Origin of the sequence: Cupriavidus sp. D384 (assembly GCF_001652915.1) — a bacterium.
In the GTDB taxonomy this organism is placed as follows: Bacteria; Pseudomonadota; Gammaproteobacteria; order Burkholderiales; family Burkholderiaceae; genus Cupriavidus.
Genome location: NZ_BBQI01000093.1, coordinates 141,583 through 168,029 on the forward strand (window position 1 = coordinate 141,583; position 26,447 = coordinate 168,029).

A 26,447-nucleotide genomic window follows, 5' to 3' on the forward strand; every position below is an offset into this window, starting at 1 on the left:
TCCCCCGGGAAACTCACTGCCGCTTGCCGCCCGCCGCGAGCGAGATCACGCGGCCGCCACTGCCAAAGCGCCCTTGCGGCCGGCGGTCCTGATAGCGGCGCTTGACCAGGTAGATCGGCCGTGCCTTCGATTCGTCGTAGATACGGCCGATGTACTCGCCCAGCACACCCAGGCCGATCAGCTGCAGTCCGCCGAAGAACAGCAGCAGCGACAGCACCGACGCATAGCCCGGCACATCGACACCCAGCACAATCGTCCGCGCCACGATAAACGAGCCGTAGCAGAACGCAATCATGGCGACAAACGATCCCACGTAAGTCCAGCTGCGCAGCGGCAGCGTGCTGAAGCTGGTGATGCCCTCCAGCGCCAGGTTCCAGAGCCGCCAGCCGGAAAACTTGGACTCGCCGGCGCTGCGCGGGGCCCGCTCGTACTGGACGATCGCCGTGCTGAAGCCCACCCAGGCGAACAGGCCCTTCATGAACCGGTGACGCTCCGGCAACTGCTTCAGCGCGTTGACCACGGCGCGGTCCATCAGCCTGAAGTCGCCGACGTTCTCGGGGATCTTCAGTTCCGACATCCAGTTGTGCACGCGGTAGTAGGCGGTGGCCGTCACACGCTTCAGGAACGTGTCGGTGGCGCGGCTGGAACGCTGCGCCAGCACCACCTCGGCACCGTCCCGCCACTTCTCCACCATTACAGGAATCAGTTCGGGCGGGTCCTGCAGATCGGCGTCGATCGGGATCACCGCGTCGCCAAAGGCTTCGTCGATGCCGGCGGTCAGCGCCGCCTCCTTGCCGAAGTTGCGTGTCAGGTCGATCACGCGGACACGTGCATCGCGCCGCGAGACCTCGATCAGCCGCGCGAGCGTGTCGTCGCTGCTGCCGTCGTTGACACAGACAATCTCGAAGCGCGTCCCCGGCACCGATTCCAGCACCGGCACCACCCGTGCAAAGAAAGCCTGCAGCGCGCTGCCCTCGTTGTAGAACGGCACCACCAGCGACAAGAACTGGTTTTCGTCATAGTCAGCCATGATCTCTTTCCTCCCCGGCGCGCCCGGTGGCGCACCTTGTCTCCCGGCATCAGCCGATGCCTTCGGCCCTTTCCAACCGGATTCGCCACACGCCAAGCCCCAGGGCAAGCATCAGCCCAAGCGGCAGCGGCTGGAATCCAATCTCCGCATCGGTCACGCGGGTCCACAGCGGCATCAGCCACAGCAGCGCCAGCAGTTCGCGCTCGCCACGCAGCCAGCCCGTGCGATGGCCGTGCACGCCAAGCCAGGCAATCGCCAGCCCGAGGAACACCAGGTCGTAGTCGTACAGGTAGGCGGGCAGCAGCAAGCCGGCCGTGACAAGCACCGCGGCGCGCAGCGCGAAACTGCAGGCCCCGGTCCATGCGTACATCACCGCCGCCAGTGCAGCTACCGCCACCAGCCCATGGATGGCATAGGGCAGCAGCAGGCCGCCACCGAGCAGCTTCACCGCGGCGAATACCGTGGGCATGCGCGCCAGCAGCGCGGAGCCCTGCTCTACCGATTCGCGCGCCAAGACCGCGTTGTGCAGGAAGGCGGCAAACGGGCCGGTACCGAACGCCAGCAGCGATACCAGTGTCAGCACCAGCGTCGTGGCGATCATCGCCCCGAGCGCACGCCAGGCACGCGCACAGAGCAGCGCCACCGGAAACATCAGCGCCAGCTGCGGCTTCATTGCCACCACGCCCAGCAGCACGCCCGCCAGCACCGGACGCGACCGCAGGCAGGTCAGGGCCAGGCCGGCGCACCCGGCCAGCCACAGCGCGTTCTGGCCGGTTGCCAGCACAACGGCAATACCGGGGAACGCCACCGCCGCCAGGCGCGCGTCGCGCCATGGCAGCGTGCGGTGCATCGCCCACGCGTACCAGACGGCGCCTCCGGCCAGAAAGGCCAGCGTCGCCAGCCCGTACGGCAGCAGCCCGAACGGCAGCACGAACCACAGCGATGCGGGCGGGTAGAGCCAGGGCAGCACCCCGTCGCCAATGGCAAGCCCGGGCACGGCGGACAGCTCCATCTGCCGCAGCGCGGCCAGGTCGTAGGGCGCGGCCGCGCCGCCGGACAGTGCCAGTTTGGCCGCGCTCCAGAACACGACGAAATCGCCACCCGGCGCATACACGCCCGGGCTCTTCAGCACGCAGGCGCGAAGCAGCCAGATGCCGAAGTACAGCGCGTAGCACGCCAGCGCCACGCACGCATAGAGCCGCAGGCGACGCTGGTCGAGCCAATGCGTGGGTGACGCACCCGCCCCCGTGCCACGCGCGGCAGCCCGCAGGGTGGTCATGTCAGGTCCCCACCGGCGCCGCAACCGGCGCGGACACGGTACGGGCCATCGCCCGGCGCACAGCCACCAGCACCAGCAATGCCGACACCACGGGGCCGATCTGCGGCAGGCCGAGCTTGGGATTCGCGTGCTCGAAGAGCGGCAGCCACCATGCCACCAGCAGCAACGCGCGCTCGCGATTGACCAGCCCGTGGCGGATGCCGTCGCCGACCAGGCCCGCAGCGGCAATGCCCATCCAGGTCAGCTCGTAGTGGCGCACATACGGCGTTGCCAGTAGCGCGCCGGCGGCCAGCACCGCCACGCACAGCGGCGCCTCTTGCGTGCGTGACCAGACATAGGCCACGGACGCTGCCGCCGCCACGGCTGCGAGCCCCTGCATGGCATAGGCGGCGGCCGGGCCCAGCCCCGCCAGTTGCGCAGCCGCCAGGACGGACGGCATGCCATACCACCCGTCAGGGGTGCCTTCCACCAGGTTTGCGCGGGCCCACGCAACGCTGCGCAGGAACGCCGGAATGGTCTCCCAGCCGCAAATCGCCACGCTGACGGCCGCGAACAGCGCCGCCGTGGCCGCTGCGCTGGCGAGCGTGCGCAGATGGCGTCCGGCGATCAGCGCCACCGGTACCAGCAACGCCAGCTGGGGCTTGATCGCCAGCAGCCCGATCAGCACGCCGGCAAGCACCGGACGCCTGCCGAGCAGGCAGACCGCCCCGCCGACCAGCGCCGCCGTCAGCAGCGAGTTCTGGCCCAGGATGACGGAAATCAGGACGGCCGGCGACGCCAGCACCGGCAACCACAGGCCGCGCCGCAGCAACGATCCGGCGCCTACCACGCCGCCCATCGCCCGCAGGTAGGCGTAGCCGCTTGCCATCACGAACAGCACGTAGCTGAATGCCAGCGGCAGCGTCGCCAGCGGCAGCACGACAAGCAGGAATGTGGGCGGATACAGCCACGGCAGCACGATGGTGCTATCGACCCCGAGTGGCCCGTAGGCCGCCATCACCTCGAGATGCCTGGCAACGTCGTAGGCCTGTACCGCGCCTTCGCTCAGCGCCAGGTACGACGCGCTCCAGAACACGGCGAAGTCGGCACCAGGCCGGCTGACGTGGCTGTCGGTGAACCCATTGCTGTACCAGGCCCAGGTCACCATCAGGACGATGAACAGGAACAGCACCGCGGCGCTGTAGACGCGTGCCCGGTCCAGATCCAGCCATGCGCGGCCCGCTTGCCCCCCATGCTTTCCCGAGTCTGCCCGGATCGCTTCCTGATTCATGACTTGCCCCGTTCCATTGTTGTCTTGCAGGCGCCGTGTCGCAGTGTTCCGGACTTCGGCAGGGCCTGGCGTTGCCTTAGTCTTGTCATGCGAGGGCGTTTGCGCAAGGCACGCCAGGCGCCCGGAACCGGCGCGACGCCGCCTGAAGCCCGGTTGACGGCTGCAACGTTTCCGTTCTGAATCACGGTGGGCTTCGCGACGGAAAACGGCGTCCCGCAAGCGTTTGCGGGCGACGCGAAAATCCGGCACGCGAGTCGGCCTGCACACGGGGCCACCGCGAACGTTTCTGTTCGGAAACGTTGCCCCTGCAGCCGGGCGGTTCATCCATCAGTCGGGTCAGGGCTGGTGCCGCACAGGCCCACTCCGCCGGTTGTCATCCAACGGCCTGACCAGCCCCGTCGATCCGCCACGTCTGCCTCATGCTTTCGGATGAACCAGGCAGCCGAGCATCCCGGCGACACCGCAACGCCGGCCTGGCCTGATTCATCCGTCGGCGGCCTCATCCAAAAAAAATCGCCGGCCCAGCGTTTCCACCCGGCAACGACGGAGGCCCGAAACAGCCCTTTCGGCCCGCATCGCCACCGCCCCCTGACGACACTCCTTCCCGCAAAGCCTTGTGCCGTAACGATTTCGCCGTGGCTGGCCCGCGGTTTGCCTATGCCAGGCATGCAGCACCGGCCAACCGGCCAGCTGCAACTGCCAGCGAAGGCTGTGACAGCCGGCAGACAACAACGATTCGGGGAGCCACACCATGCCAGCTATTGGTCTGCTCGTGAGAGTGCATCGGGCACAGGGTTGCATCGTCTCCGCCCGCGGCGGCGGCAGCGTGCCCTTCCGTTGCATGGCACGCGCCAGCCACGCCCAACATGCGGCACGGTGCGTTCATGCCTCCGCCGAACGGCGCCTGCAGGCCCGCAGCCCGCAAGGCCCCGGCACGGGCGCCGGCCGGTGGCCATTCCACTGCTGCGCCATCTGCGCGCCGCCGCGCTGCCGCCGTTTCCGGTTCTGAGTTTCCGATTGTTCGTTCGTAGTCCCCACAGAAGTGTTTTTCTCCAACAGAAGGAGCTGCCATGCAAACCCTGACCCAAAACCTGAAGCGCTTTGTCCGCGACGAAGACGGCGTCACCGCCATCGAATACGGCCTGATCGCCGCGCTCATCGCGGTGGTGATCATCGCCACGGTGAAGACCGTCGGCACCAACCTGAGCAGCGTGTTCAGCTTCATCGGCGCCGAACTCGGCTGATGGACCGCAGGCTCCGCAGCGTGGCGCGTGCGTGCCCCACGCTGCGGAGCCTGCAACGCCCGACATCACGGACCCCCACCCAGGAGAGCAACCATGCATAAGCCCATCGCCAGCCTGCAAGCCTTTCTTCGCGACGACGACGGTGTCACCGCCATCGAGTACGGCCTGATCGCCGCACTGATCGCGGTGGTGATCATCGCCACGGTGCAGACCGTCGGCACGAACCTGAGCAGCGTCTTCAGCTTTATTGGCGCGGAGCTGAACTGAACCGGCCCATCACCGGGCAACGGCCCCACTGAGGAGACCACCATGCACGCCATCCGAACCCTCTGCCGGGCCTTCTGGCGCGATGCACGCGGCGTGACGTCGATCGAGTACGCATTGCTGGGTGCCTTGATTGCAATGGTGATCATTGGTGCCGTGAGCGTCCTGGGCAGCGATGTCAAGGCGCTCTACGAATTGATTGCAGCGGAGATGCCCTGAACCGGGTAGCCCAGGGCCAAACCAGAACGAACCGAGTCCGCCATGACCACCATTCCGTCGCTCTCGCCCTTCATCGGCCCCATCGTCATCGCGGTGGTGCTGACTGCCGCCGCCACGGACCTGCAACGCCGCCGCATTCCGAACTGGCTGACGTTCGGCGCATGGCTGGCCGCGCTGCCCGTCCAGATGATGGTGCACGGGCCGGCTGCGGGGGCTTCCGCGTGGGCACTCGGCTGGCTGACCGGTTTCGGCATCTTCCTGCCCGTCTATCTGCTGCGCGGCATGGCTGCGGGCGACGTCAAGCTGATGGCGGCGATAGGCGCCTGGCTGGGCGCGCAGCTTGCCGCGTGGATCGCCCTTGTCTGTTTCGTGATCGGTGGCGCCTGGGCGCTGGCGCTGGTGCTCGTGTCCGGCAAGGGCCGCCAGCTGCTGCGCAACCTCGGCGGCATCGCGCTCACGGGCCAGGCTGGCCCATCGGTGGGCTCGCTGCCCTACGGCGTGGCGATTGCGGCCGGCACGCTGACCATGCTGTTCGCCCGGACATGACGGGCCAATCCATGCCGCATGGGCGGACAACGCCACGCGGCGACGCTGATACGCAGACCACATTCTCAAGGGGAACGGCAATGCTAGATCACCACGACGACCAGGCGACTCGACTCCCCGAGGCAGTTGCCTCGATGGTCCGCCATGTCCAGGTCGACCAGGACCCACCGCCCGCCTGGACCGTAGCGCCGCGCACCATCGCGGATACCGGGCTTGACGTGTCGCTGTTGCTGGGCCTGCTGCTGAAGGCCGCCTACCTGCACCGCAGCGTCTCGCTGACCATCCTGATGGATACGCTCCGGCTGCCGGCTTCCGTGGTGAACGAAATCGCAGCGCTTGGCGTTCGCGAACGGCTGCTCGAAGTGGCGCATCGCGGCGCCAGCGACATCGACGTGCGGTTCCGCCTGACCGATGCAGGCTATGCCCGCGCCGCCGAGACCATCGCACGATGCAGCTACACGGGCGCCGCGCCGGTCACGCTGCAGGCGTATGTCGATGCCATCGCCCTGCACTCCATCCACCACACCTCGGTGACGCAGGCCAACGTGGCCAGCGCGTTCCAGGACCTGGTGGTACCGGGCACGCTGCTCGAAGCCATCGGCATGGCGCTGAACACCGCACGGGCGCTGATGATCTACGGCCCCCCGGGCAGCGGCAAGACCTATCTGGCGCAGCGCCTTGGCGCGCTGCTGCCGGGTGCCATCCCCGTGCCGCACGCGATCACCGTGGCGGGCGAGATCATCCAGGTGCTGGACCCCCTGGTGCACACCCCGCTTGCGGCCGGCGAGGCATCGGCCATGCCCCGGGCCTTGGACCGCCGCTGGGTCGTCTGCCACCGGCCCGTGGTGCTGACCGGCGGCGAGCTGACGCTCTCGATGCTGGATCTGCGCTACGACAACGCTTCGGGCTTCTATCAGGCACCGCCGCACATGAAGGCCAACAACGGCATCTACATCGTCGATGACCTGGGGCGGCAGATGGTGGGCGTGGACCAACTGCTGAATCGCTGGATCGTGCCCCTGGATCGCGGCATCGACATGTTCACGCTGCACAGCGGCGTGCGGTTCTCGGTGCCCTTTGACGTATGGCCGGTGTTCTCCACGAACCTCGAGCCCAGCCAGCTGAGCGATGACGCATTCCTGCGCCGGCTCGGCAGCAAGCTCTATGTGGGACCGCTGTCCGTCGACGACTACCGCGAGGTCTGCCTGCGCACCGCCGCCGACCTCGGCCTGGTGTGCCCGGAACCGGCCTTCGACTTTCTGCTGGAAAGCCTGCACTTCTCCAGCGACACGCCGCTGCTGGCCTGCATCCCGCGCGACCTGCTGCGGCTGGTGGCATCGCACCTGCGCTACCACGACGACGCGCCGCACGTCACCGAAGAGGGGCTGTGCCGCGCCTGGCAGAGCTACTACGGCTTGCGCGCCAGGCCGGAAGTCTCGTCGCCAGTCACCGAACACCGCTGGCCAGCCGGCCATCGTGCAGCGGGCTGAACCGGCCCAACCAGGAAGCACGTACACACGTAGGGGAGAGTCATCATGAAGAACACGCGAGCAATCCTGATGCTGCTGATTGCGCTGGTCGCCGGCGCGGCAGCGGTGGTATCGGCATCCCGGTGGCTGCTGCAGCAGTCGTCGAGTTCGGTCAAGCAGGTGGTGGTGGCTGCCAACGACCTCGACCTCGGGCAGCCGCTCAACGGCAGCCAGCTCAAGCTCGTGAGCTGGCCGGCCACCAGCGTGCCGCCGGGCGCGTTCGAGGACCTCAAGGCCCTGGACGGCCGCGTGGTCCGCACCAGCCTGCAGCGCGGCGAACCCATCCTTGACGCCAAGCTGGCACCCATCGGCACCAAGGGCGGCCTATCGGCGGTCATCAACGATGGCAAACGCGCCATCACGGTTCGCGTCAATGACGTGGTGGGCGTGGCCGGATTTGCGCTGCCGGGCAACTACGTGGACGTCATCGTCAACACGAACGAGGAAGTCAAGAACACCCAGAACGGCAATATCTCGAAGATCGTGCTCGAGAAGATCCTGGTGCTCGCCGTGGCCCAGCAGGTCAGCCGCGACGACACGCAGCCGAAGGTGGTCAACGCCGTGACGCTCGAAGTCACGCCTGACCAGGCCGAGAAGCTCGATGTGGCACGCAGCGTCGGCACGCTGTCGCTGGTGCTGCGCAACCAGATGGACGTGGCCGACATCAACACCGGCGGCGCCACCAAGCACACGCTGCTGGGCCGTACCGAGCCGCCCGCGCCGGCACCGGCCGCCGCACCCGCTGCCGCGCCGCGCACCGTGGTCAAGACCCGCACCATCGTGGCCGCGCCGGCGCGCTCTGGCAACTGCGTAGGCGTGCTGGCAGGTGTCCAGGGCAGCCTTGAGTGCTTCTGAACGTGGACGGTGACACCCGAGACGCATCACGCATCCATCCGAATCATTCTCCGGGGGGAGACCCAAAATGAACGAGAAGACATCCAAAGCAGCACGCGGCACACGCCTTGTCGTGCTGGCCGCCATTCTCTGCACACCGCTTGCCTCCGCGGCCCAGGTCGCCGTCGAGGCCGGCAACGTCGCCAAGGCCACCACGCCGGCGGCAGCCGCGGGGCCTGCGGTCAAGGTCCCGGGCGCGGGAGGCCCCGTGCAGATGACCATCAGCATGACGCCGGTTCCGGCCGCGCCATCGGTTGCCGCCGATGCGCGGGGACCGAACTGCTCCGGTGCGATCCGCAATGAATCGAGCGTGATCGTGCCGGTGGGCAAGTCGCAGCTGATTCCGCTGCCCGAGCCGGTGCGCAACCGTACGCTGGGCAATCCGAATGTCGTGCAGGCGACGATGGTGTCTCCGCAAACGCTCTATGTGCTGGGTCGCACCGTGGGCACCACCAACATGATCGTGCAGGGCCGCAGCGGCGCCTGCAGCATCATCAACGTGGTGGTCAACGCGGACTCGAACGGTCTCCAGACATCGCTGGCGCAACTGCTGCCCGGCGAGTCGGGCATTCGCGTGATGACCGCCGCCGACAACCTGGTGCTGACCGGCAGCGTGTCCAGCTCGCAGGCGGCCCTGCAGGCCATGGACATCGCCCAGGCCTACGCCAACGCGGCCCAGGGCGACGGCGCCAACGCCAGGAAGGGCGGCGTGCTCAACATGATGTCCGTCGACACCCCGCAACAGGTGATGCTGGAAGTGAAGGTTGCCGAAGTCTCCAAGACGCTGCTGAACCAGCTGGGCTCGGCCGTCAATATCCAGGGCGGCTTCGGGTCCTGGACCGGTGGCGTGCTCACGAACCTGCTCACGGGCGCGGCGGCCGGCTTCTTCGGCAGCAAGGCCAACAACAAGCCGTTCAATCTCGCCATCGACGCACAGAAGAACGACAGCCTGGTGAAGGTGCTGGCCGAACCTAACCTGGTCACCATCAGCGGCCAGGAGGCCAGCTTCCTGGCGGGCGGCAAGATCTACATCCCGGTGGCCCAGAGCAATGCGCTGGGCGGGGCGTCCACCATCACGCTGCAGGAAGAGGAATACGGCGTCGGGTTGAAATTCACGCCCACGGTGCTGGCAAACGGCCGGATCCACCTGAAGGTGTCGCCGGAAGTGTCGGAACTGTCGCCCACCGGCGCAACGGTCAGCGGCAGCACCCTGACCGGCCAGACCATCCTGCCGCTCATCACCACGCGGCGTGCCTCCACCACCGTGCAGATGCGCGATGGCGAGAGCTTCGCGATTGGCGGGCTGCTGCAGGACAGCGCACGCGGCGCGCTGAAGGCCCTGCCCGGCGCGGGCGAAGTGCCGGTGCTCGGCACGCTGTTCCGCAGCACGCAGTTCCAGCAGGACCTGACCGAGCTGGTGTTCATCATCACGCCGCGCCTGGTCAAGCCGATGGCGACCCAGAACTATCCGCTGCCGACCGACGGCTTCACCACGCCTGACCCGCTGTCGCTCTACTTCATGGGCAACATGGAAGGCCGGGGCAAGCAGCCGCAGCAGCCCGCACCGGCGCCTTCGCAACCCGCAGCACCGGCAACGGCCCCGGCACCCGCACCTTCGGCACCGCGCACCGAGACCACCCCGGGCACGTCGGTCCCGACGGTTCCGGTCGGCAGGGTCCTTGACGAGCCCGCTCCCGGGGCACCCGCAACCGCGTCGGTACCGGTAGCCGCAGCCGGGCCGCGGCCGCCCCAGGCGCCGCCGGCCTCCGGCCCAGCGCCCACCGCCGCGGCAGAGGGCCACACCGCACGCGTCGCGCGCATCGAGGCCACCGCGCAGCGCCTGGCCCAGGCCAGGGCCGCCGCTGCGGTCACCGGCCCCAGCACTGCAGGCAGCAACTGATCCGCCGCGCCACAAGGAGAACGATCATGAACAAGACACGCAAGCTTTCGCGCAGCGCCGCCACACTGGTGCTCGGCACCCTGACCTGCCTCGGGCTGTCGGCCTGCATGACCTCGACGCCGGTGTGGGACCAGCACCGGGGCGAGGCGCTGGCCGCCATCAAGCAGCAGCAGATCATCAACCCCGATGCGCCTGCCGGGCTGCCCACCGTCGAAGGCACCGACGGCAAGACGGCGGTCGCCGCGATGCGGAACTTCGACCGCTCGCTGCTGCGGCTGCAACAAGGCACCGGCAGCTCGCCCAGCGTCTTTGGCATCGACTTCGGCTCGGGCGGCGGCTACGGCGGCGTCGGCATGGGCGGCGGCCAACGCTAGAGCAAACGCAACGCTTTCCGGGGAGGGTCACACCATGTCCAGAACCAGGCCTTACCGCAAGCCACTGCCGCGCATCCATGCGCGGCAGCGCGGCGCCGTCGCCATCATCGTCGGCATCATGATCGCGGTGCTGGTCGGCTTCATCGGCCTGGCCCTCGATCTCGGCAAGCTGTACGTGAGCAAGAGCGAGCTGCAGAACCGGGCAGACTCGTGCGCGCTGGCCGCGGCGCGCGACCTGACCGGCGCCACCCCGCTGATGGTCTCCGAAGCGGCGGGCATCACGGCCGGCGCCCGCAACCTGGTGCTGTTCCAGGGCAAGCTGGAACAGCAGCCGGGCATCACGTCGACCGAGGCCGTGACGTACAGCGATTCGCTGTCGAACGCCTTCCTCGACAAGAACTCGGTCACGTACGCGCTCAACACCATCAAGTACGTCAAGTGCGAAGTCTCGCGCGGCGGCATCGCCAACTGGTTCGCACAGGTGCTCAACGCCTTGCCCGGCACCAACATCGGCCCGAGCACGGTAGCCGCCTTCGCGGTGGCCACCACCACCTCGGCCCAGACCACGTGCGCGATTCCGGTGTTTGTCTGCCGGGCCGACACCGCCACGCCGCCGGTGCCCGGCGGCTACACGATTGGACAATGGCTGACAACCAAGGCCGGCACATCGGATGTGCAGGACCTGTCCTACGGGGGCGGGAATTTCGGCTGGGCGGATCTGAGCGGCGGCAGCAACGCCAAGGACCTGGCCAACCAGCTCAAGGGGCCTGGCCAATGCAACCTGCCGGCAACGGGCGCCATGATCGGCACGACCGGCAACAAGGCGTCGATTGCCGACGAATGGAACAGCCGCTTCGGCATCGTCAAGGGCAACACCGTGGGCGTGACCGACTTCACGGGCTTCGCCTATACGCCCACGTCGTGGACAGCGAAAAGCAATGCCTACAACGGCGCGTCGTCTGACACCAAAGGGGTCTCGCAGTCGAACTTCCTGACCGCCCGCAAGGCCTACAAGCCGTACCAGGGCGATTCGGCCGCCGGCCTGACCACGCAAGGCAACACGGCGAATGCGGCCACCTATCAGAGTGGCGCCGACCGGCGCCTGGTGCTGGCACCGATCGTCGACTGCTCGTCGCTCAGCACGCCTGGCACGCACCAGATTCCCGTGACGGGCTGGGCCTGCCTGCTGATGCTCGACCCCATGCAGAAGGGGGGCGCCAACGACACCGTGCATCTCGAATATCGCGGCGACTCCAGCTTGCCGGGCAGCCCCTGTGCCACACAGGGCATGCCGGGCGCCAGTTCCGGCGTCGGCCCGCTCGTTCCCGTGCTGGTGCAATAGGAGTCGACCATGAACCGGCTGACACACTCCCGAGCCCACACCCGCAAGCGCCAGCGCGGCGTGGCGGCGGTCGAGTTCGGCATCCTGCTTGTGCCGATGTTGCTGATGGCGTGCGGCGTAGCCGAGTTCGGGCGCGCGATCTACCAGTACGACACGCTGACCAAGGCCACACGCTCGGCGACCCGCTACCTGTCGCAGTTCTCGCCGGACGATGTTACGTACCCGACGGCGGCCACCAAGTGCCTGGCGACCTATGGAAACACCGGCTGCTCCGGCCAGCCGCTGGCACCGGGACTGACCACGGCGATGGTCGTCATCTGCGACCGCGTGGACGGCAGCGGATGCCCGGGCCAGACGTTCAGCAACGTCGCCACCTACGACAACCCCGCAGGCACCGGCGCGCAGGCAGGCACCGTGAACCTGGTGGCCGTCCGGATCAGCGGCTTTGCCTACTCGCCGCTGCAATCGTTCATCAACGTCTCCGGGCTGAAGTTCGGCGACATCACCACCGTCATGAGGCAAGTGCTATGAAACATCGCGCCCATCCGCTCAGGTTTGCCCGGCAGCGCGGCGTCGCCGCGGTGGAATTCGCGCTGATCGCGGGCATGTTCTTCACGCTGCTGATCGGCATCATCGAATTCTCGCGGGTGCTGTTCTACTGGAACACCGCCGCCGAAGTCACGCGCCTGGCCGCGCGCTCAGCCGTGGTATGCGACTCCAACGCCGGCATCATCAAGACCAAGATGGAAAACATGCTGCCGGTGCTGAAGGACTCGAACATCAGCGTGGCCTACTTGCCCACGGGCTGCGACAGCGACCCCGCCACGGCACGCGCCAGCTGCCAGTCCGTGACCGTCAGCGTGACCAACGTGACGATTGCCACGGTGATACCGGTGATGCGCCTGCGCATCGGCATGCCGGCCTTCACCACCACCATGACACGCGAAAGCATGCAGACGTCGACCGGCGGGTCGGTCTGCAGCTGACGCCCAGGCACCCATTCGCTCCATCCGACCCGAACATCGCGAGGACACCATGCTCAAGATCCTGATCGCATCCGATGACGCCGAACGGCTGGCTGAGATCAACCGGCTGACGGCCAACGCCGGAAACTTCCAGACCATGTCGCTGCAGGAAGGGCTGGCGCGCCTGCCGCTGCAGGCCAGCCGCCTGCGCATGGCCGACCTGCTGATCCTGGAACTGGCCGATATCGGGCCCGCGCAGATGTTCGCCGTGGAAACGCTGCGCCAGCAGCATCCCGACCTGCCCTGCATCCTGATCACGCAGTCGCACGACTCCGCCGTGCTGATCCAGGCGATGCGCGCAGGCGTGCGCGACGTGCTCTCCTGGCCGCTGGACAAGAGCCAGCTCGCCGAAGCGCTCAAGCGGGTCGAAGCCACGCATGTGCCGCGATCACAGGAAGTGGCCCAGGTGGTGTCGCTGATTTCCTGCAAGGGCGGCGCCGGCACCAGCTTCATTGCCGCGAACCTGGGCGACGCGCTGTCCCGCCACTTCGGCAAGCGCGTGCTGGTGGTGGACCTGAACCGCCATTTCGGCGATCTCACCTACATCGTGACCGACCAGCCCCCGCCCAGCACGCTGTCGGAAATCTGCAGCCAGATCGACCGCATGGACGCGGCATTCCTGGAGGCCTGCCTCGTGCATGTCGACAACGGCTTCGACATGCTCGCGGGCGCCGCAGACCCGGTGCGCGCCAGCCAGATCCAGAAGGAAAAGCTGGAGTGGATCCTGTCGGTCATGCAGCCGAACTACGACTACGTGATCTTCGACGTGGGGCAGAGCATCGATCCGCTGTCGATCAGCATGCTCGATCACAGCGACCGCGTCTGCGTGGTGACCGAGCCCAGCATTGCCTTTGGCCGCCCCAGCCGGCGCCTGCTCGATATCCTGCGCGCCCTGCACTACCCCGACGACAAGATCCGCGTGGTGCTGAACCGCGTGGGCCGCAAGAACGAAGTGCCGCGCGCCACGATGGAGGAAATCTTCGGCATGAAAGTGGCCTTCGCACTGCCGGACGATCCGGCCGCGGTCGAGGAGGCCGTGAGCCACGGCGAGCCGGTAGCCAAGCTGAGCAAGCGCAGCAGCATCGCCCGCGCGTTGCAGTCGATGGCGATGCAGCTGGCGCCCAGCCAGGAGGCCGAACGCCGCAGCCGGCAGGAAAGCGTATCGCCGCTGCGCAAGCTGATGCTGCGCGCCCGCAGCACCTGAAGCCGCCAGCCCCGGCCCAGCCCGACCCGCCAGCGCCACCAGATCCGCCAGAGCAGCCAGAACCGAATCCGTCTAGCCAGGAGCCATCATGTCAATCCGCGAACAGCTCGCCAACGCCGGGACCCCCTTTACGGCCAACGGCCACGCCGCGATCCATTTCAACATGGGCGCGAACACGAATTCCCCGGGATATCACGCGCTCAAGCGCGACGTACACGAGACCGTGCTCGACCGCGTGGAACTGGAGCGCCTGGCGCACTTCCCCCAGGAGCAGGTGCGCCAGGAGATTTCCACCCTGGTGAACCTGATCATCGAGGAGCAGAAGGTGCTGCTCAACGACAACGAGCGCCGCCAGCTGACCGTGGAGATCTATGACGAGATGTTCGGCTTCGGCCCGCTGGAGCCGCTGCTGAACGACCCTACCGTCTCCGACATCCTGGTCAATACCGCGCGCCAGACCTACGTGGAACGGCGCGGCAAGCTGGAACTGACGAACGTGGTCTTCTACGACGACGCCCACCTGATGAAGGTGATCGAGAAGATCGTGTCGCGCGTGGGGCGCCGCATCGATGAAACCAGCCCCATGGTGGACGCCCGGCTGCCTGACGGCTCGCGCGTCAATGCCATCATCCCGCCCTCCGCCATCGATGGTCCGCTGTTGTCGATTCGCCGCTTCTCGGTCAATCCGTTGCAGGTTTCCGACCTGGTGGCGCTGAAAAGCCTGACCCAGCCGATGGCCCAGCTGCTGCAGGCGCTGGCGCATGCAAAGGTGAACGTGCTGGTCTCGGGCGGTACCGGCAGCGGCAAGACCACGCTGCTGAACATCCTGTCAGGCTTCATCCCCGAAGACGAACGCGTGGTGACCATCGAGGATGCCGCGGAACTGCAACTGCGTCAGCCCCACGTGCTGCGCCTGGAAACCCGGCCGCCCAACATCGAGGGCAAGGGCGAGATCACGCAGCGCGCCCTGGTGCGCAACGCCCTGCGGATGCGCCCCGACCGCATCATCCTTGGCGAAATCCGCGGCGGCGAGGCGCTGGACATGCTCAACGCCATGAACACCGGCCACGAAGGCTCGCTCACCACCATCCACGCCAACACGCCGCGCGACGCGCTGACCCGGCTAGAAAACATGGTCAGCATGGCTGGCCTGACCATGCCCGCGAAGGCCATGCGGCAGCAGATCGCCTCGGCGATCACCGTGGTGGTCCAGGCAGCACGCCTGACGGACGGCCGGCGCAAGATCATCAGCATCCAGGAGATCACGGGCATGGAAGGCGACATCATCAACACGCAGGAAATCTTCACCTTCCAGCGTACCGGCGTGGCCGAGGATGGCACCGTCCGGGGCCACTTCAAGGCCACCGGCGTGTATCCGAAGTTTGCCGAGCGGCTGCGCGTGTTCGGCGTGGGCCTGCCCGACGAAATCTACGATCCCGCGCGGCGCTACGAAGTCTGAGCCCGCGCACGCGCCAACCACAACATTCCCCGGGGGGTAACACATGAGCACGATCTTCTATGCCTTCGGCATCCTGCTGTTCGTCGCCGTGGTGCTCGGTGTCGAAGCCATCTATCTGTGGTGGAACAGCGCCCACGGCCCGGCGGCCAAGCGCATCGAGGCGCGCCTGCGGGCGCTGTCGGCCGGCGGACAGGTCAGCGCCGAACGCCTGTCCATTCTCAAGAAGCGGCTGCTCAGCGATTCGCCGCGCATGCAGCGCTGGCTGATGGCCGTGCCGCGCGTCGGCGCCCTGGACCGCTGGCTCGAACAATCGGGCAGCTCCTGGTCGGTGGCGCAGTTGCTGGGCTACTGCGGGATGGTGGTGCTGTGCACCGTGGCGCTGATTCCGCTGGTGCCGGTGCCGGTGCCGGTCATGCTGGGCGGCGCGGCGTTCGTCTGGATCCTGCCGTTCCTGCATGTCATGCGGCAACGCGCCAAGCGGCTCAAGCATATGGAAGTGCAACTGCCCGACGCCGTGGACATGATCAGCCGCGCGCTGCGTGCCGGCCACTCGTTCTCCGGCGCGCTGGGCATGGTCGGCCAGGAAATCAAGGCGCCACTCGGCCCCGAGTTTCGCATCACGTTCGAGGAAATCAACTACGGCGTTGCGCTCGACGAGGCCATGACGAACCTGGCCATCCGGGTGCCGGTGGGCGACCTTCGCTACTTCGTCATCGCCGTGCTGATCCAGCGCGAGAGCGGCGGCAACCTGGCGGAGATCCTGGACACCATCGCGACGATGGTGCGCGAGCGGCTCAAGCTCTTCGACAAGATTCGCGTGCTATCGGCCGAAGGGCGGCTCTCCGCGTGGATCCTCGGGCTGCTGCCGTTCGGCACGGCCGCGCTGATCCTGGTCGTCAACCCCGATTTCATGAAGGTGCTGTGGGAAGACCCGCTTGGATGGCGAATGATTGGCGGCGCCCTCACGTCGATGTGCTTCGGTGTGCTGTGGATGCGCAAGATCATCCGCATCCGGGTATGAGTCAGATAACAACAGGCAGGCTTCAACGGTCAACCTGAGGGGGAGTGGGATCATGCAAGACATCATGCAGGGGTTTCGGCTGGACCAGTTGATCGTGCTGGCGCTGGTCTTTGTCGCCGCGTTCGGTGCCGTATTCGGCGTGCTCTACGCGTTCTCGCCCAACCGGATGCGGGGCCGGATGGAGCAGATTGCCAGCGAGACCGGCGGCTTCACCGGCGATACCGGGCAACGCCAGGCCCTGATCGAGACGCTCGTGCGATGGGCACAGCCCGTCTCGCGGCTGTCGCTGCCCAAGGACGGCTGGGAAAGCTCGCAGCTGCGCGTACGCTTCATGAATGCCGGGTGGCGCAACGCGAGTGCCGCGCCGCTGTACTTTGCCGGCAAGACGCTGCTGGCGGTCGGGCTGCCGATGCTGGGTCTGGTGGCAACGGCCAGTACCCCGGCATTCCAGCAAGAGAGTGCGATGTTCGCGATGCTGGCGGTGCTGGCCGCCATCGGCTACTACCTCCCCAACGTGGTGCTGTCGCGCAAGGTAGCCACGCGCCAGCGGACGGTGTTCGAGGAATTCCCGGACGTCATCGACCTGCTGACTGTCTGCGTGGAAGCCGGCCTCGGGCTCGACGCCGCGCTGATGCGCGTGGCCGACGAACTGGCGCTGCGTTGCCCGGTGCTGGCCGATGAGCTGCAATTGATGCTGCTGGAACTGCGCTCGGGGTTTTCGAAAGAGAAGGCGCTCAGCAATCTGGCATTGCGCACGGGCGTGGAGGACGTCGACAAGTTCGCGTCGATGCTGATCCAGGCCGATCGCTTCGGTACCAGCCTGGGCGAGTCCCTGCGCGTGCTGTCGGACATGCTCCGGACCAAGCGCCGCATGCGCGCGGAGGAGCAGGCCGCCAAGATCGCGCTCAAGCTGCTGTTCCCGCTGATCTTCACCATCTTTCCCACGCTGCTGCTGGTCCTGCTGGGACCCGCGTTCATCCAGATCTACCGGGTCCTGCTACCCACCATGACGGGCGGCAACTAAACGCCATCCCGACAGGCGCATTGTCATAGCGGTTCCCCCGGCTGTCCCGCCCTGGTGCAATACCAGGAAGACAGTCTTGCCCGGACATGGTCCGGGCTTTTCTGCTTGGTGCATCGGCAATGCGCCACAAACCGCCGTGTGGCTTGACCGGGGCGCAGGTCTTCTTTAAGAATGCTTGCAGATCCATCCTCGCCCGTATGCCGATACGGGGGCCGCCACATGAAAATCCGCATCCTGAGCGATCTCCACATCGAACACCACATGCCGGAGAATGTCCCCGGCTGCAGCACCGATCTGACGATCCTGGCTGGCGACATCGCCAACGGCCGCGACGGCATCGACTGGGCCGCCCGTACATTCGCCGGCCCGGTACTCTACATCCCCGGCAATCACGAATACTACGAAAGCGCATTCGATCCCGTGGACCAGCAAATGGCCGAAGGCGCCGCCGCGTCCGGCAACGTGATGCTGCTCAACGGCACGGTGGCGGCGTTTGCCGACGCGCCGGGCGGCCCGGTGCGCGTGATCGGCACCACCTGGTGGACCGACTACGCGCTGTACGGCGAGAACCGTATCGACGAAGCCATGGCTGCCTGCGCCAGGGTGATGCTCGACCATCGCCTGATCGCCACCGCTGGCGACGACGGCCAGCCGCGCCCGTACACGCCGGCCGACGCGCTGGCGCGCCATCGCGCCGCCACCGCCTGGCTGGCCGGCACGCTGGCCCAGCCGTTCGACGGCAAGACCGTGGTCGTCACGCATCACGGGCCAGACCTCGGCAGCCTCGACGCGCGCTACGCCCACGACATCGTCTCCGCCGGCTTTATTTCGCGGCGCCCCGATCTCGTGGCCCAGGCCGATCTCTGGATCCACGGCCATACGCACACCAGCTTCGACTACTGGATCGACGACACGCGCGTGGTCTGCAATCCGCGCGGCTATATCTCGCGCCGCACCGGCGTGCCCGAGAACCCCATGTTCGACTGGGGCAAGGTCGTGGAAGTCTGAGGCGGCCGATCCGCAGCGCCCTCGCCGCCCTGCCCTGCGCCAGCTCCATAAACAAAAACCCCCGAGGGCGCGAGCCCTCGGGGGTTTTTTGACAGTCAGGCCGTCTGGCCCGGCAGTCCGGCGTGATTTACATCATGCCGTCCATGCCGCCCATGCCGCCCATGCCGCCCGGCATTGCCGGAGCCGACTCTTCCTTCGGCGTTTCGGCAACGGCGCAGTCGGTCGTCAGCATCAGCGAAGCCACCGAAGCAGCGTTCTGCAGCGCGGTGCGGGTCACCTTGGTCGGGTCCAGCACGCCCATTTCCACCAGGTCGCCGTACTCGCCCGAGGCAGCGTTGTAACCGTAGTTACCCTTGCCTTCGATGACCTTGGCCACTACGACCGAAGCTTCTTCACCAGCGTTCAGCACGATCTGGCGCAGCGGCTCTTCCATGGCGCGCAGCACGATCTTGATACCGGCGTTCTGGTCCGGGTTTTCACCTTGCAGACCCGAGATGGCAGCGCGGGCGCGCAGCAGGGCCACACCACCGCCGGGGACGATACCTTCTTCCACGGCAGCGCGGGTGGCGTGCAGTGCATCTTCCACGCGGGCCTTCTTTTCCTTCATTTCGACTTCGGTGGCAGCGCCAACCTTGATCACGGCAACACCGCCGGCCAGCTTGGCCACGCGCTCTTGCAGCTTTTCACGGTCGTAGTCCGAGGTGGCTTCTTCGATCTGGGCACGGATCTGCTTCACGCGGCCTTCGATCGCCGATGCGTCACCAGCGCCGTCGATGATGATGGTGTTTTCCTTGCCGATCTCGATGCGCTTGGCCTGGCCCAGGTCCTGCAGCGTGGCCTTTTCCAGCGTCAGGCCGATTTCCTCGGCGATCACCGTGCCGCCCGTCAGGATGGCGATGTCTTCCAGCATGGCCTTGCGGCGGTCGCCGAAGCCCGGAGCCTTCACGGCGGCGGTCTTCAGGATGCCACGGATGTTGTTCACCACCAGCGTGGCCAGGGCTTCGCCTTCCACGTCTTCGGCGATGATCAGCAGCGGGCGGCCAGCCTTGGCCACTTGCTCCAGCACCGGCAGCAGGTCACGAATGTTCGAGACCTTCTTGTCGAACAGCAGAACGAACGGGCTGTCCAGCTGAACAACCTGCTTTTCCGGGTTGTTGATGAAGTACGGCGACAGGTAGCCACGGTCGAACTGCATGCCTTCCACGACTTCCAGCTCGTCGGCCAGCGACTTGCCGTCTTCAACCGTGATCACGCCTTCCTTGCCGACCTTGTCCATGGCTTCGGCAATGCGCTCGCCGATCGAGGCGTCGCTGTTTGCCGAGATCGCGCCAACCTGGGCGATTTCCTTGCTGGTCGTGGTCGGCTTGCTCAGCTTCTTCAGCTCTTCCACGGCCGAACCAACAGCCTTGTCGATACCGCGCTTCAGGTCCATCGGGTTCATGCCGGCGGCCACGAACTTCATGCCTTCGCGGACGATCGACTGGGCCAGAACGGTAGCGGTGGTGGTACCGTCACCGGCGTTGTCGCTGGTCTTGGAAGCCACTTCCTTGACCATCTGGGCGCCCATGTTCTGCAGCTTGTCCTTCAGCTCGATTTCCTTGGCCACGGACACACCGTCCTTGGTCACGGTCGGGCCGCCGAAGCTGCGCTCCAGCACCACGTTGCGGCCCTTCGGGCCCAGCGTAACCTTTACTGCGTTGGCGAGAATGTTCACGCCTTCAACCATCTTGGCACGTGCGGCGTCGCCGAACACTACGTCTTTTGCTGCCATGTCTTGAATCTCCGAATCTGGATAGAGCGCCCCGCGCGCATGGCGGGACGTTCAGGAATCTGGGGTTTTGTCTGGTGAGACAGGCGTCGATTACTTGTTGACGACAGCCATGATGTCTTCTTCGCGCATGACCAGCAGTTCCTGGCCATCCACCTTCACGCCCTGGCCGGCATACTTGCCGAACAGCACGCGGTCACCCACCTTCACGTCGAGGGCAATGTTGTTGCCCTTGTCATCCTTCTTGCCCGGGCCAATGGCGAGCACTTCGCCTTGATCCGGCTTCTCGGCTGCATTGTCGGGAATCACGATGCCGGACGCGGTCTTGGTTTCATTGTCCAGACGCTTCACGATCACACGGTCGTGCAGAGGACGCAGGTTCATACGGACTCCTAAATACAAAAAGTGAGTTTTGATTCACAAAATGGCCGTTTATCGAGGCGATCAACGCCAGCCGGCAACGGCCATCAGGTTTTCGGAAATACCGCAGGGGCGGGGCGCCAACTGGCTGTTAGCACTCTCCCCCAGCGAGTGCTAATTATAGGGACGGGGTATTGCGTTTTCAAGACGCGGCCTGAATGGGGGTTTTCCCGTATGCGGCGATTTTTTTCCCGCCGGCCGGCCAGATCGCCACTTCTGCGCCCATCCCCCTGACAATGTCCACGAAAAGTCCCGCTGCCACGTTGGCAGACGGGTTCGCCACCGCTGTCCGCCTTTTCCGAAGTCACCGTCATGTTTCGCCAACCCAATGCGCCGCGCCGTGCCCCGCCAGGGTGGGCGGTACTGTTCGGGCTGTTTCTGATCGCCCTGTTGCCCTGGCAACACGCCCAAGCGGCCTGTGGCGCCGAAGCGGCCAATGGTGCCCCTGGCACCCCGGCTGCCCGGCCGCGCGTCGGCCTGGTGTTGTCTGGCGGTGGCGCGCGGGGCTACGCCCATATTGGCGTGCTCAAGGCCCTGGAACAGATGCACGTGCCCGTGGACTGTATCGCCGCCACCAGCATGGGGGCCGTGGTTGGCGGGCTGTACGCGAGCGGCATCGGGGCCGACGAGCTTGAGACCCGGCTGTCCCGGGTCAATCTCAGCGACATCGTGTTCGATCGCAACGAACGCGCGCAACTGCCGCAGACGCTGCGCGAAGACAGTTTCCAGTATCCGATCGGCATCTCGGCCGGGGTGGGCAAGGACGGCGTCAAGCTGCCGATCGGGCTGGTACAGGGCAACAAGCTGCTGACCCTGCTGCAGGACTGGACGTCGGCATGGCCCGGCGATGTCGACTTCAACACGCTGCCGGTGCCTTTCCGGACGATCGCCACCGACCTTGGCACCGGTGCGCCCGTGGTGCTGGACCACGGCTCGCTGCCCCGCGCCATCCGCGCCAGCGCCGCCGTGCCCGGCCTGTTCGCGCCGTTCGCGGTGGACGGGCGCACACTGATCGATGGCGGCCTGGTCAGCAACCTGCCGGTGCAGATGGCGCGCGACATGGGCGCCGACATCGTGATCGCCGTCAACGTGGCCACCCCGCTCGACGATCCGGCCACGCTAGAGTCCCCCGCCGCGGTCACCCAGCAGATGGTGACGATCCTGACCAACCAGAACGTGGCAGCGCAAAAGGCGCTGCTGGGGCCGCGCGACGTGCTGCTGGAGCCCGACCTGGGCAAGCTGTCCTTCGCCGATTTCTCGCACGCCGGCGACGGCATCGGGCTCGGCTACGCGTCCGCCACCGCCATCGCGCCCCGGCTGGCCGCGCTGGCCCTGCCGCGCGAGGCATGGGACCAGTACATCGCGGCGCGCGCCACGCACGTGGCCGCCATGGAGCCGCACCGCGTCGATGCCATCGAGGTCCATACCTCGGGCCGTATCCCGGCATCGTACGTGCGGAAGTACCTGCGCGTGCGCGAAGGCGACCGCTATGACACGGCCGCCGTCAACCACGACCTGACGCAGTTGTCGACCAGCGGCGACTTCGAAAGCGTGACGCAGGAACTGGTGACCGAGGGCGGCCGTTCGGTGCTCAAGGTGGAGGCGCAGGAAAAATCATGGGGCCCGCAGTTCCTGCTGTTCGGCTTCGGCCTGTCCACCACGTTCGACGGCAAGGGCGCCTTCAACCTGCAGCTTGGCCACCGCTACCCGTGGCTGACGCAGGGCGGGCTCGAATGGCGCAACGACATCGTGCTGGGCAGCAACCAGGCGAAATGGCATACCGAACTGCGCCAGCCCGTATTCGACCGCCTGGGCTTCTATATCGCGCCCTATCTGGAATACGCCCGCAAGCATGTCGACATCTACCCGGACAACGGCGACAAGCGCAATGCCACGCCGCTGACGGCGGTGCGCGTGGAAACGGCCCAGGCCGGTGTCGACTTCGGGCTGCCGATCGGCCGCCTGGGCGAGTTCCGGGTTGGCGCGAACTACCAGCAGGTGCGCTACGACTCCGACTACCTGCTGGCCGGCACGCCAAACGGCCGGTTCAGCGCCCGGGTGCGCCAGCCGGTGGTACGCGCCCAGCTGACCATCGACCAGCTCGACGACCCGCTCTTCCCGCGCAAGGGCTATTACCTGTATGCGGTGAACCAGCTGTCGTTCGGCGGGGCCGACAACAGCTTCGACGACGTGCACGCCAAGGCCCTGTGGGCCGGCAGCTACGGCCGCCACACGCTGAACCTGGCCGCCGAAGGTGCCATGACCTACAACGACCACCGCTCGAACAACAGCGTCAGCGGCGGCCTGGGCTTCACGCTGGGCGGATTCCAGCGGCTGTCCGCCTATGCGCCGGACCAGTTCTCGGGCAACTACCTGCTGTACGGCCGCGTGACCTACCTGAACGAACTGCGTGAATTCACGCTGCCCGGGCTGCGCACCACGGTCTTCGGCACCAGTCTGGAAGTGGGCGATGTCTGGCTCAGGCGGCGCAATTTCGGCAGCGGCCCGTACAAGTCCAGCGCCAGTGCGTTCATCGGCGGGAACAGCGTGATCGGGCCGCTCTACTTCGGCTTTGCGGCGGCCCCGGCGGGCGTCTGGAATATCTACCTGCAGCTGGGCCGCGTGTTCTGACCGGCGCCAGGCGCCGGGCAGGTGCTCAGACCGCCTGGCCGGCCAGCGCCGCCGGGCTGGCGGCCACCATCGCCGAGCGGTATTCGACAGCGGCGATGCGGCCATTGCGCAGCTGCAGCGCCTGGGTGCCATGGCCCTGCATCGGGGTGCCGTCGAACAGATACGACACGCTGATATCGACCTCGACGGTCTGGCCGTCGATTCGCGGCGCGCCCGCCACTTCGATCCGGATCGTGTCGCCGGCCAGTTGCGCCAGGCGCTGGAACAGGGCGATGACGGCCTCGCGGTCGCCATACTCGCCCGCCAGCGGGTGATCGCCCACGTGGCGCCAGACGATGGCCGGGTCGAGCTGCGGATAGATGGTCTCGAAATGGCGCGCGGTCAACGCGGCCAGGTAATCCTGCACCAGCGCCTGCACGGCCTCGGCCGGCATGGGCGCCTCCACGGCGCGGCGCGTGCGCATGCGCCCGGCGGCCGCATCGAGCCCGAGGAACCCGGCCACGCTGGCCATCACCTGTTCGCGGTCGTTGTCCACGCAAATCATGTGGTAGCTGTTCTCGACCACCACGCGCTGGGCCTGCGGCACGTTCGCCAGCAGGAAGTCGGCCGACCGCACCGATGTCAGTTCGTCCTCGCGCGCATGCACCACCAGCGTCGGGCAGGCCACGCGCCGCGCGCCGTCGAGCACCCAGCGCCGCAGGCGGTCCACCTGGCGGATGCAGGTCAGCGGCACCCAGCGGTAATGGAAGTTGTCGCCGCGCTCGAACTTGGCCTTGACGATGGCGCGCACCAGGTCGTTCTTGATGCCGAACGGCTCGTTCTCTTCGACCTTGATGCGGGCCGGCAGTATCGGCAGGTGGTAGACCACGTGCCGCAGCCAGCGGTAAGGCGGCGTCGACCAGCCATCGATAAAGACCGGCGCGGACAGCGCCACGAGCTTGCCCTTGCGGTGCTGGCGCCGCTCGGCCAGCGCCACCGCCAGCAGCGCGCCCATGCACATGCCGATCACGTGGAACGTGTCGTACTGGTCCACCAGCGAGTCATAGGCCTGCGTGACCGAATCGATCCACTGCTCGGCCCGCACGTGGTGCAGGTCTTCGGGCGTACCGCCGTGGCCGGGCAGCGTCACGGCGTGGGTTTCCACGCCGCCGCGCCGCAGCACCTTGTGCATCGGCCCGAGGTCGTACTGGGTGCCGCCCAGGCCGTGGATCAGCAAGGCCCCGACGCGCGGCGCCTGTTCGGTGGTCATGCCGCGCGCCGCCCCTCGGTGTCGTGGCTGGCGACGATGCGCCAGGCCCCGGCGATCAGCGCCACGGAGTCGTCGCCGTCCAGCAGCGGGCCGCTCATGTCGACCACCGTGGTGGTCGACCCCACCGGCAGCATCAGCCGGAACGTCAGGTCGCCGCGCACCTCGCCGTCGCTTTCGCGCAACCAGCGCCGGCGCACCTCGGCGCGGTCGTCCGGGTGCACGCAGGCCAGCACGTCGTCAAGCGTGGCAAAGGCCGGCTCCACCACGCCAAATGCCTGTTCGACACTGCCGCCCCAGCGCAGCCGGCCGCTATGCGGATCGAGGTTGTAGACCAGTTGCCCACTGGCGGCCAGGGCCAGCTCCACGTCGTTCTGGCGGGTTGCCGCCGCCTCGTGCAACTGCTCGCGGGCCGTCCGCAGCGTACTGATCAGCAGCGTGAGCAAGGCGGCCACGGCCAGGTAAAGCTGCGCCACCAGCAGCGAATTGCCGTGGTAGACCGCCGTATCGGCGAACGGGCCATCGCCCTGCGCGGTATTGAGCAGCACCAGCGCCGTCAGCAGCGCCACCGCCACCGACCCGCCGCGCCCGCCCAGCAACAGCGCCGCGATAGCGACGAAGAACAGCGGGATATAGGTCAGCGCGTAGGCCACGTCCAGCGACAACTGCACGATGCGGGTGCCGTCGAACACGACAGCGGCGGTCACCAGCACGGCCAGCAGCGCGGCAATCCCGGCCGTGAACTCGCCCCGGCGCCGGCCACCCGAGCGGGCCGCGCTGAAGCGCGCCCAGCCCGCGAACACGGGCGTGACGATCAGGACACCCACGAAATCCGCGGCGGCCCACACCTTGGCCGTGGCCCAGAACGGCACGTCCAGGAACAGCCAGAACCAGCCGGCGCCGAACACCGCACCGCCCACGCTGCCAACCACGGCGGCCAGCAGCAGGCCGCGCAGGAAGGCCAGGCCTTCGAGCGAAAACCGCATCATGTGGACCAGGGCCACGGCCAGGGCCGCAAAGCCGATCTCGTCCAGCGAGAACAGCACCATGCGGAAGGCATCGCGCCCTTCCACCATCCCCAGCAGCATCTGCGCGGCCAGGAAGGCCAGCCCCAGTTCCACCCAGCGGCGGGCCGGCGCCAGCATGAAGGCGGCCACGGTCACCCCGGCCGGCAGCCAGATATAGCCGGTGGCGGCAAAAGGCCCGTTGATCTTGTGCGATGCGTAGCCGAGGACGAAATACAGGACCGCCCACAGCGCAAGCGTAGCGATCCGGTTCGAAAGTTTCACGTTGGATTCCTGATGCAGGCGCGCCGCCACAAAGGCCGGCCGCCCTGAATGAACGGCGAACCACGCCGGCCAGTTGACCGGCGCCCTCAAAAAAGCGCCTGAAGCAGCACAGTCAGTTCAGGCCGCTGCGGTCCACGAATTCCAGCGCCTCGCGCACCGCGCGGCGCGCCTTGAGCATGTAGCAGACCTGATGGTCGCGGATGACCAGCGCCAGCACCTCGGCCTGGACCATCTCCTGGAAATAGTGGGCGGCGCGGCGCAGCGTCACGCCCGACGCCTCGGCCAGCGCAATGGCGGGCAGGCAATCTTCGCCGGCCTCCAGCAGCGCGCGGCAGATCGCCGCACGGGCCGGCACCGTCAGCAATGCGAGGGTCAGGGTGCTTTCCTGGGTTTCCATGGTGGTCTGCCTGAGAGAAGTTGGCCACAAGCCTGATGATGCACGACTGCGTTGGCATCGTACG

25 protein-coding genes are annotated in these 26,447 nt (G+C 67.0%); 17 read left to right on the plus strand and 8 right to left on the minus strand.

Translation table 11 applies throughout. From position 1 onward, the window contains the following. Positions 1 to 13: 13 nt before the first annotated feature. Genes A9J21_RS22010 through A9J21_RS22020 form a run of 3 tightly spaced genes read right to left on the minus strand, consistent with a single transcriptional unit; the run spans position 14 to position 3,579 of the window. Positions 14 to 1,030 carry a glycosyltransferase family 2 protein gene (locus tag A9J21_RS22010; protein WP_066739279.1) on the minus strand — a complete coding sequence of 339 codons (1,017 nt, stop codon included), beginning with the start codon at positions 1,028 to 1,030 and terminating at the stop codon, positions 14 to 16. Positions 1,031 to 1,079: 49 nt separating this feature from the next. Continuing rightward, positions 1,080 to 2,309, minus strand: coding sequence for a glycosyltransferase family 87 protein (locus A9J21_RS22015; RefSeq protein ID WP_066739280.1), 1,230 nt, complete (start codon positions 2,307 to 2,309; stop codon positions 1,080 to 1,082). A gap of 1 nt (position 2,310) precedes the next feature. Beyond that, on the minus strand, positions 2,311 to 3,579 hold the full coding sequence (locus A9J21_RS22020; protein ID WP_066739281.1) for a glycosyltransferase family 87 protein: 1,269 nt from the start codon (positions 3,577 to 3,579) through the stop codon (positions 2,311 to 2,313). Between the two features lie 1,070 nt (positions 3,580 to 4,649). On the opposite strand from A9J21_RS22020, the gene A9J21_RS22025 reads away from it, so the two are divergent. From A9J21_RS22025 to A9J21_RS22100, 16 genes are all read left to right on the plus strand, one after another. Then, a complete protein-coding gene (locus A9J21_RS22025; RefSeq protein ID WP_066739282.1) occupies positions 4,650 to 4,823 on the plus strand; it encodes a Flp family type IVb pilin in 174 nt (57 codons plus the stop codon). Positions 4,824 to 4,916: 93 nt separating this feature from the next. Then, entirely contained in the window at positions 4,917 to 5,090 is a 174-nt protein-coding gene (locus tag A9J21_RS22030) for a Flp family type IVb pilin (protein ID WP_066739283.1), read from the plus strand. Between the two features lie 42 nt (positions 5,091 to 5,132). Continuing rightward, a complete protein-coding gene (locus tag A9J21_RS22035) occupies positions 5,133 to 5,306 on the plus strand; it encodes a Flp family type IVb pilin (RefSeq protein WP_066739284.1) in 174 nt (57 codons plus the stop codon). Between the two features lie 42 nt (positions 5,307 to 5,348). Continuing rightward, positions 5,349 to 5,852 (plus strand): prepilin peptidase, encoded by a 504-nt coding sequence (locus A9J21_RS22040; protein WP_066739285.1) that lies wholly within the window; start codon positions 5,349 to 5,351, stop codon positions 5,850 to 5,852. An 80-nt stretch (positions 5,853 to 5,932) separates the two neighbouring features. Further along, the gene (locus tag A9J21_RS22045; protein ID WP_404851404.1) at positions 5,933 to 7,342 is read left to right on the plus strand and encodes an ATP-binding protein; all 1,410 of its coding nucleotides are present in this window, start codon (positions 5,933 to 5,935) and stop codon (positions 7,340 to 7,342) included. Positions 7,343 to 7,387: 45 nt separating this feature from the next. Then, entirely contained in the window at positions 7,388 to 8,236 is an 849-nt protein-coding gene (cpaB, locus tag A9J21_RS22050; protein WP_066739287.1) for a Flp pilus assembly protein CpaB, read from the plus strand. Positions 8,237 to 8,303: 67 nt separating this feature from the next. Next, positions 8,304 to 10,175, plus strand: coding sequence for a type II and III secretion system protein family protein (locus A9J21_RS22055; RefSeq protein ID WP_066739288.1), 1,872 nt, complete (start codon positions 8,304 to 8,306; stop codon positions 10,173 to 10,175). Positions 10,176 to 10,201: 26 nt separating this feature from the next. Next, positions 10,202 to 10,549, plus strand: a complete 348-nt coding sequence (locus tag A9J21_RS22060) for a hypothetical protein (RefSeq protein WP_066739289.1) — start codon at positions 10,202 to 10,204, stop codon at positions 10,547 to 10,549. A gap of 34 nt (positions 10,550 to 10,583) precedes the next feature. After that, a complete protein-coding gene (locus tag A9J21_RS22065) occupies positions 10,584 to 11,891 on the plus strand; it encodes a pilus assembly protein TadG-related protein (protein WP_066739290.1) in 1,308 nt (435 codons plus the stop codon). Positions 11,892 to 11,900: 9 nt separating this feature from the next. Then, on the plus strand, positions 11,901 to 12,422 hold the full coding sequence (locus A9J21_RS22070; RefSeq protein WP_066739291.1) for a TadE/TadG family type IV pilus assembly protein: 522 nt from the start codon (positions 11,901 to 11,903) through the stop codon (positions 12,420 to 12,422). Beyond that, positions 12,419 to 12,877 (plus strand): TadE/TadG family type IV pilus assembly protein, encoded by a 459-nt coding sequence (locus A9J21_RS22075; RefSeq protein ID WP_066739292.1) that lies wholly within the window; start codon positions 12,419 to 12,421, stop codon positions 12,875 to 12,877. The genes A9J21_RS22070 and A9J21_RS22075 overlap by 4 nt, the downstream gene beginning before the upstream one ends. A gap of 49 nt (positions 12,878 to 12,926) precedes the next feature. Then, positions 12,927 to 14,120: an AAA family ATPase gene (locus A9J21_RS22080; RefSeq protein WP_066739293.1), complete on the plus strand. Its 1,194-nt coding sequence runs from the start codon at positions 12,927 to 12,929 to the stop codon at positions 14,118 to 14,120. 88 nt (positions 14,121 to 14,208) lie between these two features. Next, the gene (locus A9J21_RS22085) at positions 14,209 to 15,579 is read left to right on the plus strand and encodes a CpaF family protein (protein ID WP_066739294.1); all 1,371 of its coding nucleotides are present in this window, start codon (positions 14,209 to 14,211) and stop codon (positions 15,577 to 15,579) included. Positions 15,580 to 15,622: 43 nt separating this feature from the next. Then, positions 15,623 to 16,600, plus strand: coding sequence for a type II secretion system F family protein (locus tag A9J21_RS22090; protein ID WP_066739295.1), 978 nt, complete (start codon positions 15,623 to 15,625; stop codon positions 16,598 to 16,600). 52 nt (positions 16,601 to 16,652) lie between these two features. Next, complete coding sequence (locus A9J21_RS22095; RefSeq protein WP_066739296.1) at positions 16,653 to 17,624, plus strand: type II secretion system F family protein; 972 nt, start codon at positions 16,653 to 16,655, stop codon at positions 17,622 to 17,624. Between the two features lie 219 nt (positions 17,625 to 17,843). Then, positions 17,844 to 18,632 carry a metallophosphoesterase gene (locus A9J21_RS22100; protein ID WP_066739297.1) on the plus strand — a complete coding sequence of 263 codons (789 nt, stop codon included), beginning with the start codon at positions 17,844 to 17,846 and terminating at the stop codon, positions 18,630 to 18,632. 127 nt (positions 18,633 to 18,759) lie between these two features. Here the strand turns inward: A9J21_RS22100 and groL are convergent, their stop codons facing one another. Further along, entirely contained in the window at positions 18,760 to 20,403 is a 1,644-nt protein-coding gene (groL, locus tag A9J21_RS22105; RefSeq protein ID WP_066739298.1) for a chaperonin GroEL, read from the minus strand. 90 nt (positions 20,404 to 20,493) lie between these two features. Next, positions 20,494 to 20,784, minus strand: coding sequence for a co-chaperone GroES (groES, locus tag A9J21_RS22110; protein ID WP_008644494.1), 291 nt, complete (start codon positions 20,782 to 20,784; stop codon positions 20,494 to 20,496). A gap of 348 nt (positions 20,785 to 21,132) precedes the next feature. On the opposite strand from groES, the gene A9J21_RS22115 reads away from it, so the two are divergent. Beyond that, entirely contained in the window at positions 21,133 to 23,451 is a 2,319-nt protein-coding gene (locus tag A9J21_RS22115; RefSeq protein ID WP_066739299.1) for a patatin-like phospholipase family protein, read from the plus strand. Positions 23,452 to 23,476: 25 nt separating this feature from the next. Here A9J21_RS22115 and A9J21_RS22120 read toward each other — a convergent pair whose 3' ends face one another. From A9J21_RS22120 to A9J21_RS22130, 3 genes are all read right to left on the minus strand, one after another. Continuing rightward, positions 23,477 to 24,700 (minus strand): alpha/beta fold hydrolase, encoded by a 1,224-nt coding sequence (locus A9J21_RS22120; protein ID WP_066739300.1) that lies wholly within the window; start codon positions 24,698 to 24,700, stop codon positions 23,477 to 23,479. Further along, complete coding sequence (locus A9J21_RS22125; protein WP_066739319.1) at positions 24,697 to 25,986, minus strand: MASE1 domain-containing protein; 1,290 nt, start codon at positions 25,984 to 25,986, stop codon at positions 24,697 to 24,699. Before A9J21_RS22125 ends, A9J21_RS22120 begins: the two co-directional genes overlap by 4 nt. Before the next feature lie 112 nt (positions 25,987 to 26,098). After that, a complete protein-coding gene (locus A9J21_RS22130) occupies positions 26,099 to 26,383 on the minus strand; it encodes a hypothetical protein (protein WP_066739301.1) in 285 nt (94 codons plus the stop codon). Positions 26,384 to 26,447 lie beyond the last annotated feature (64 nt).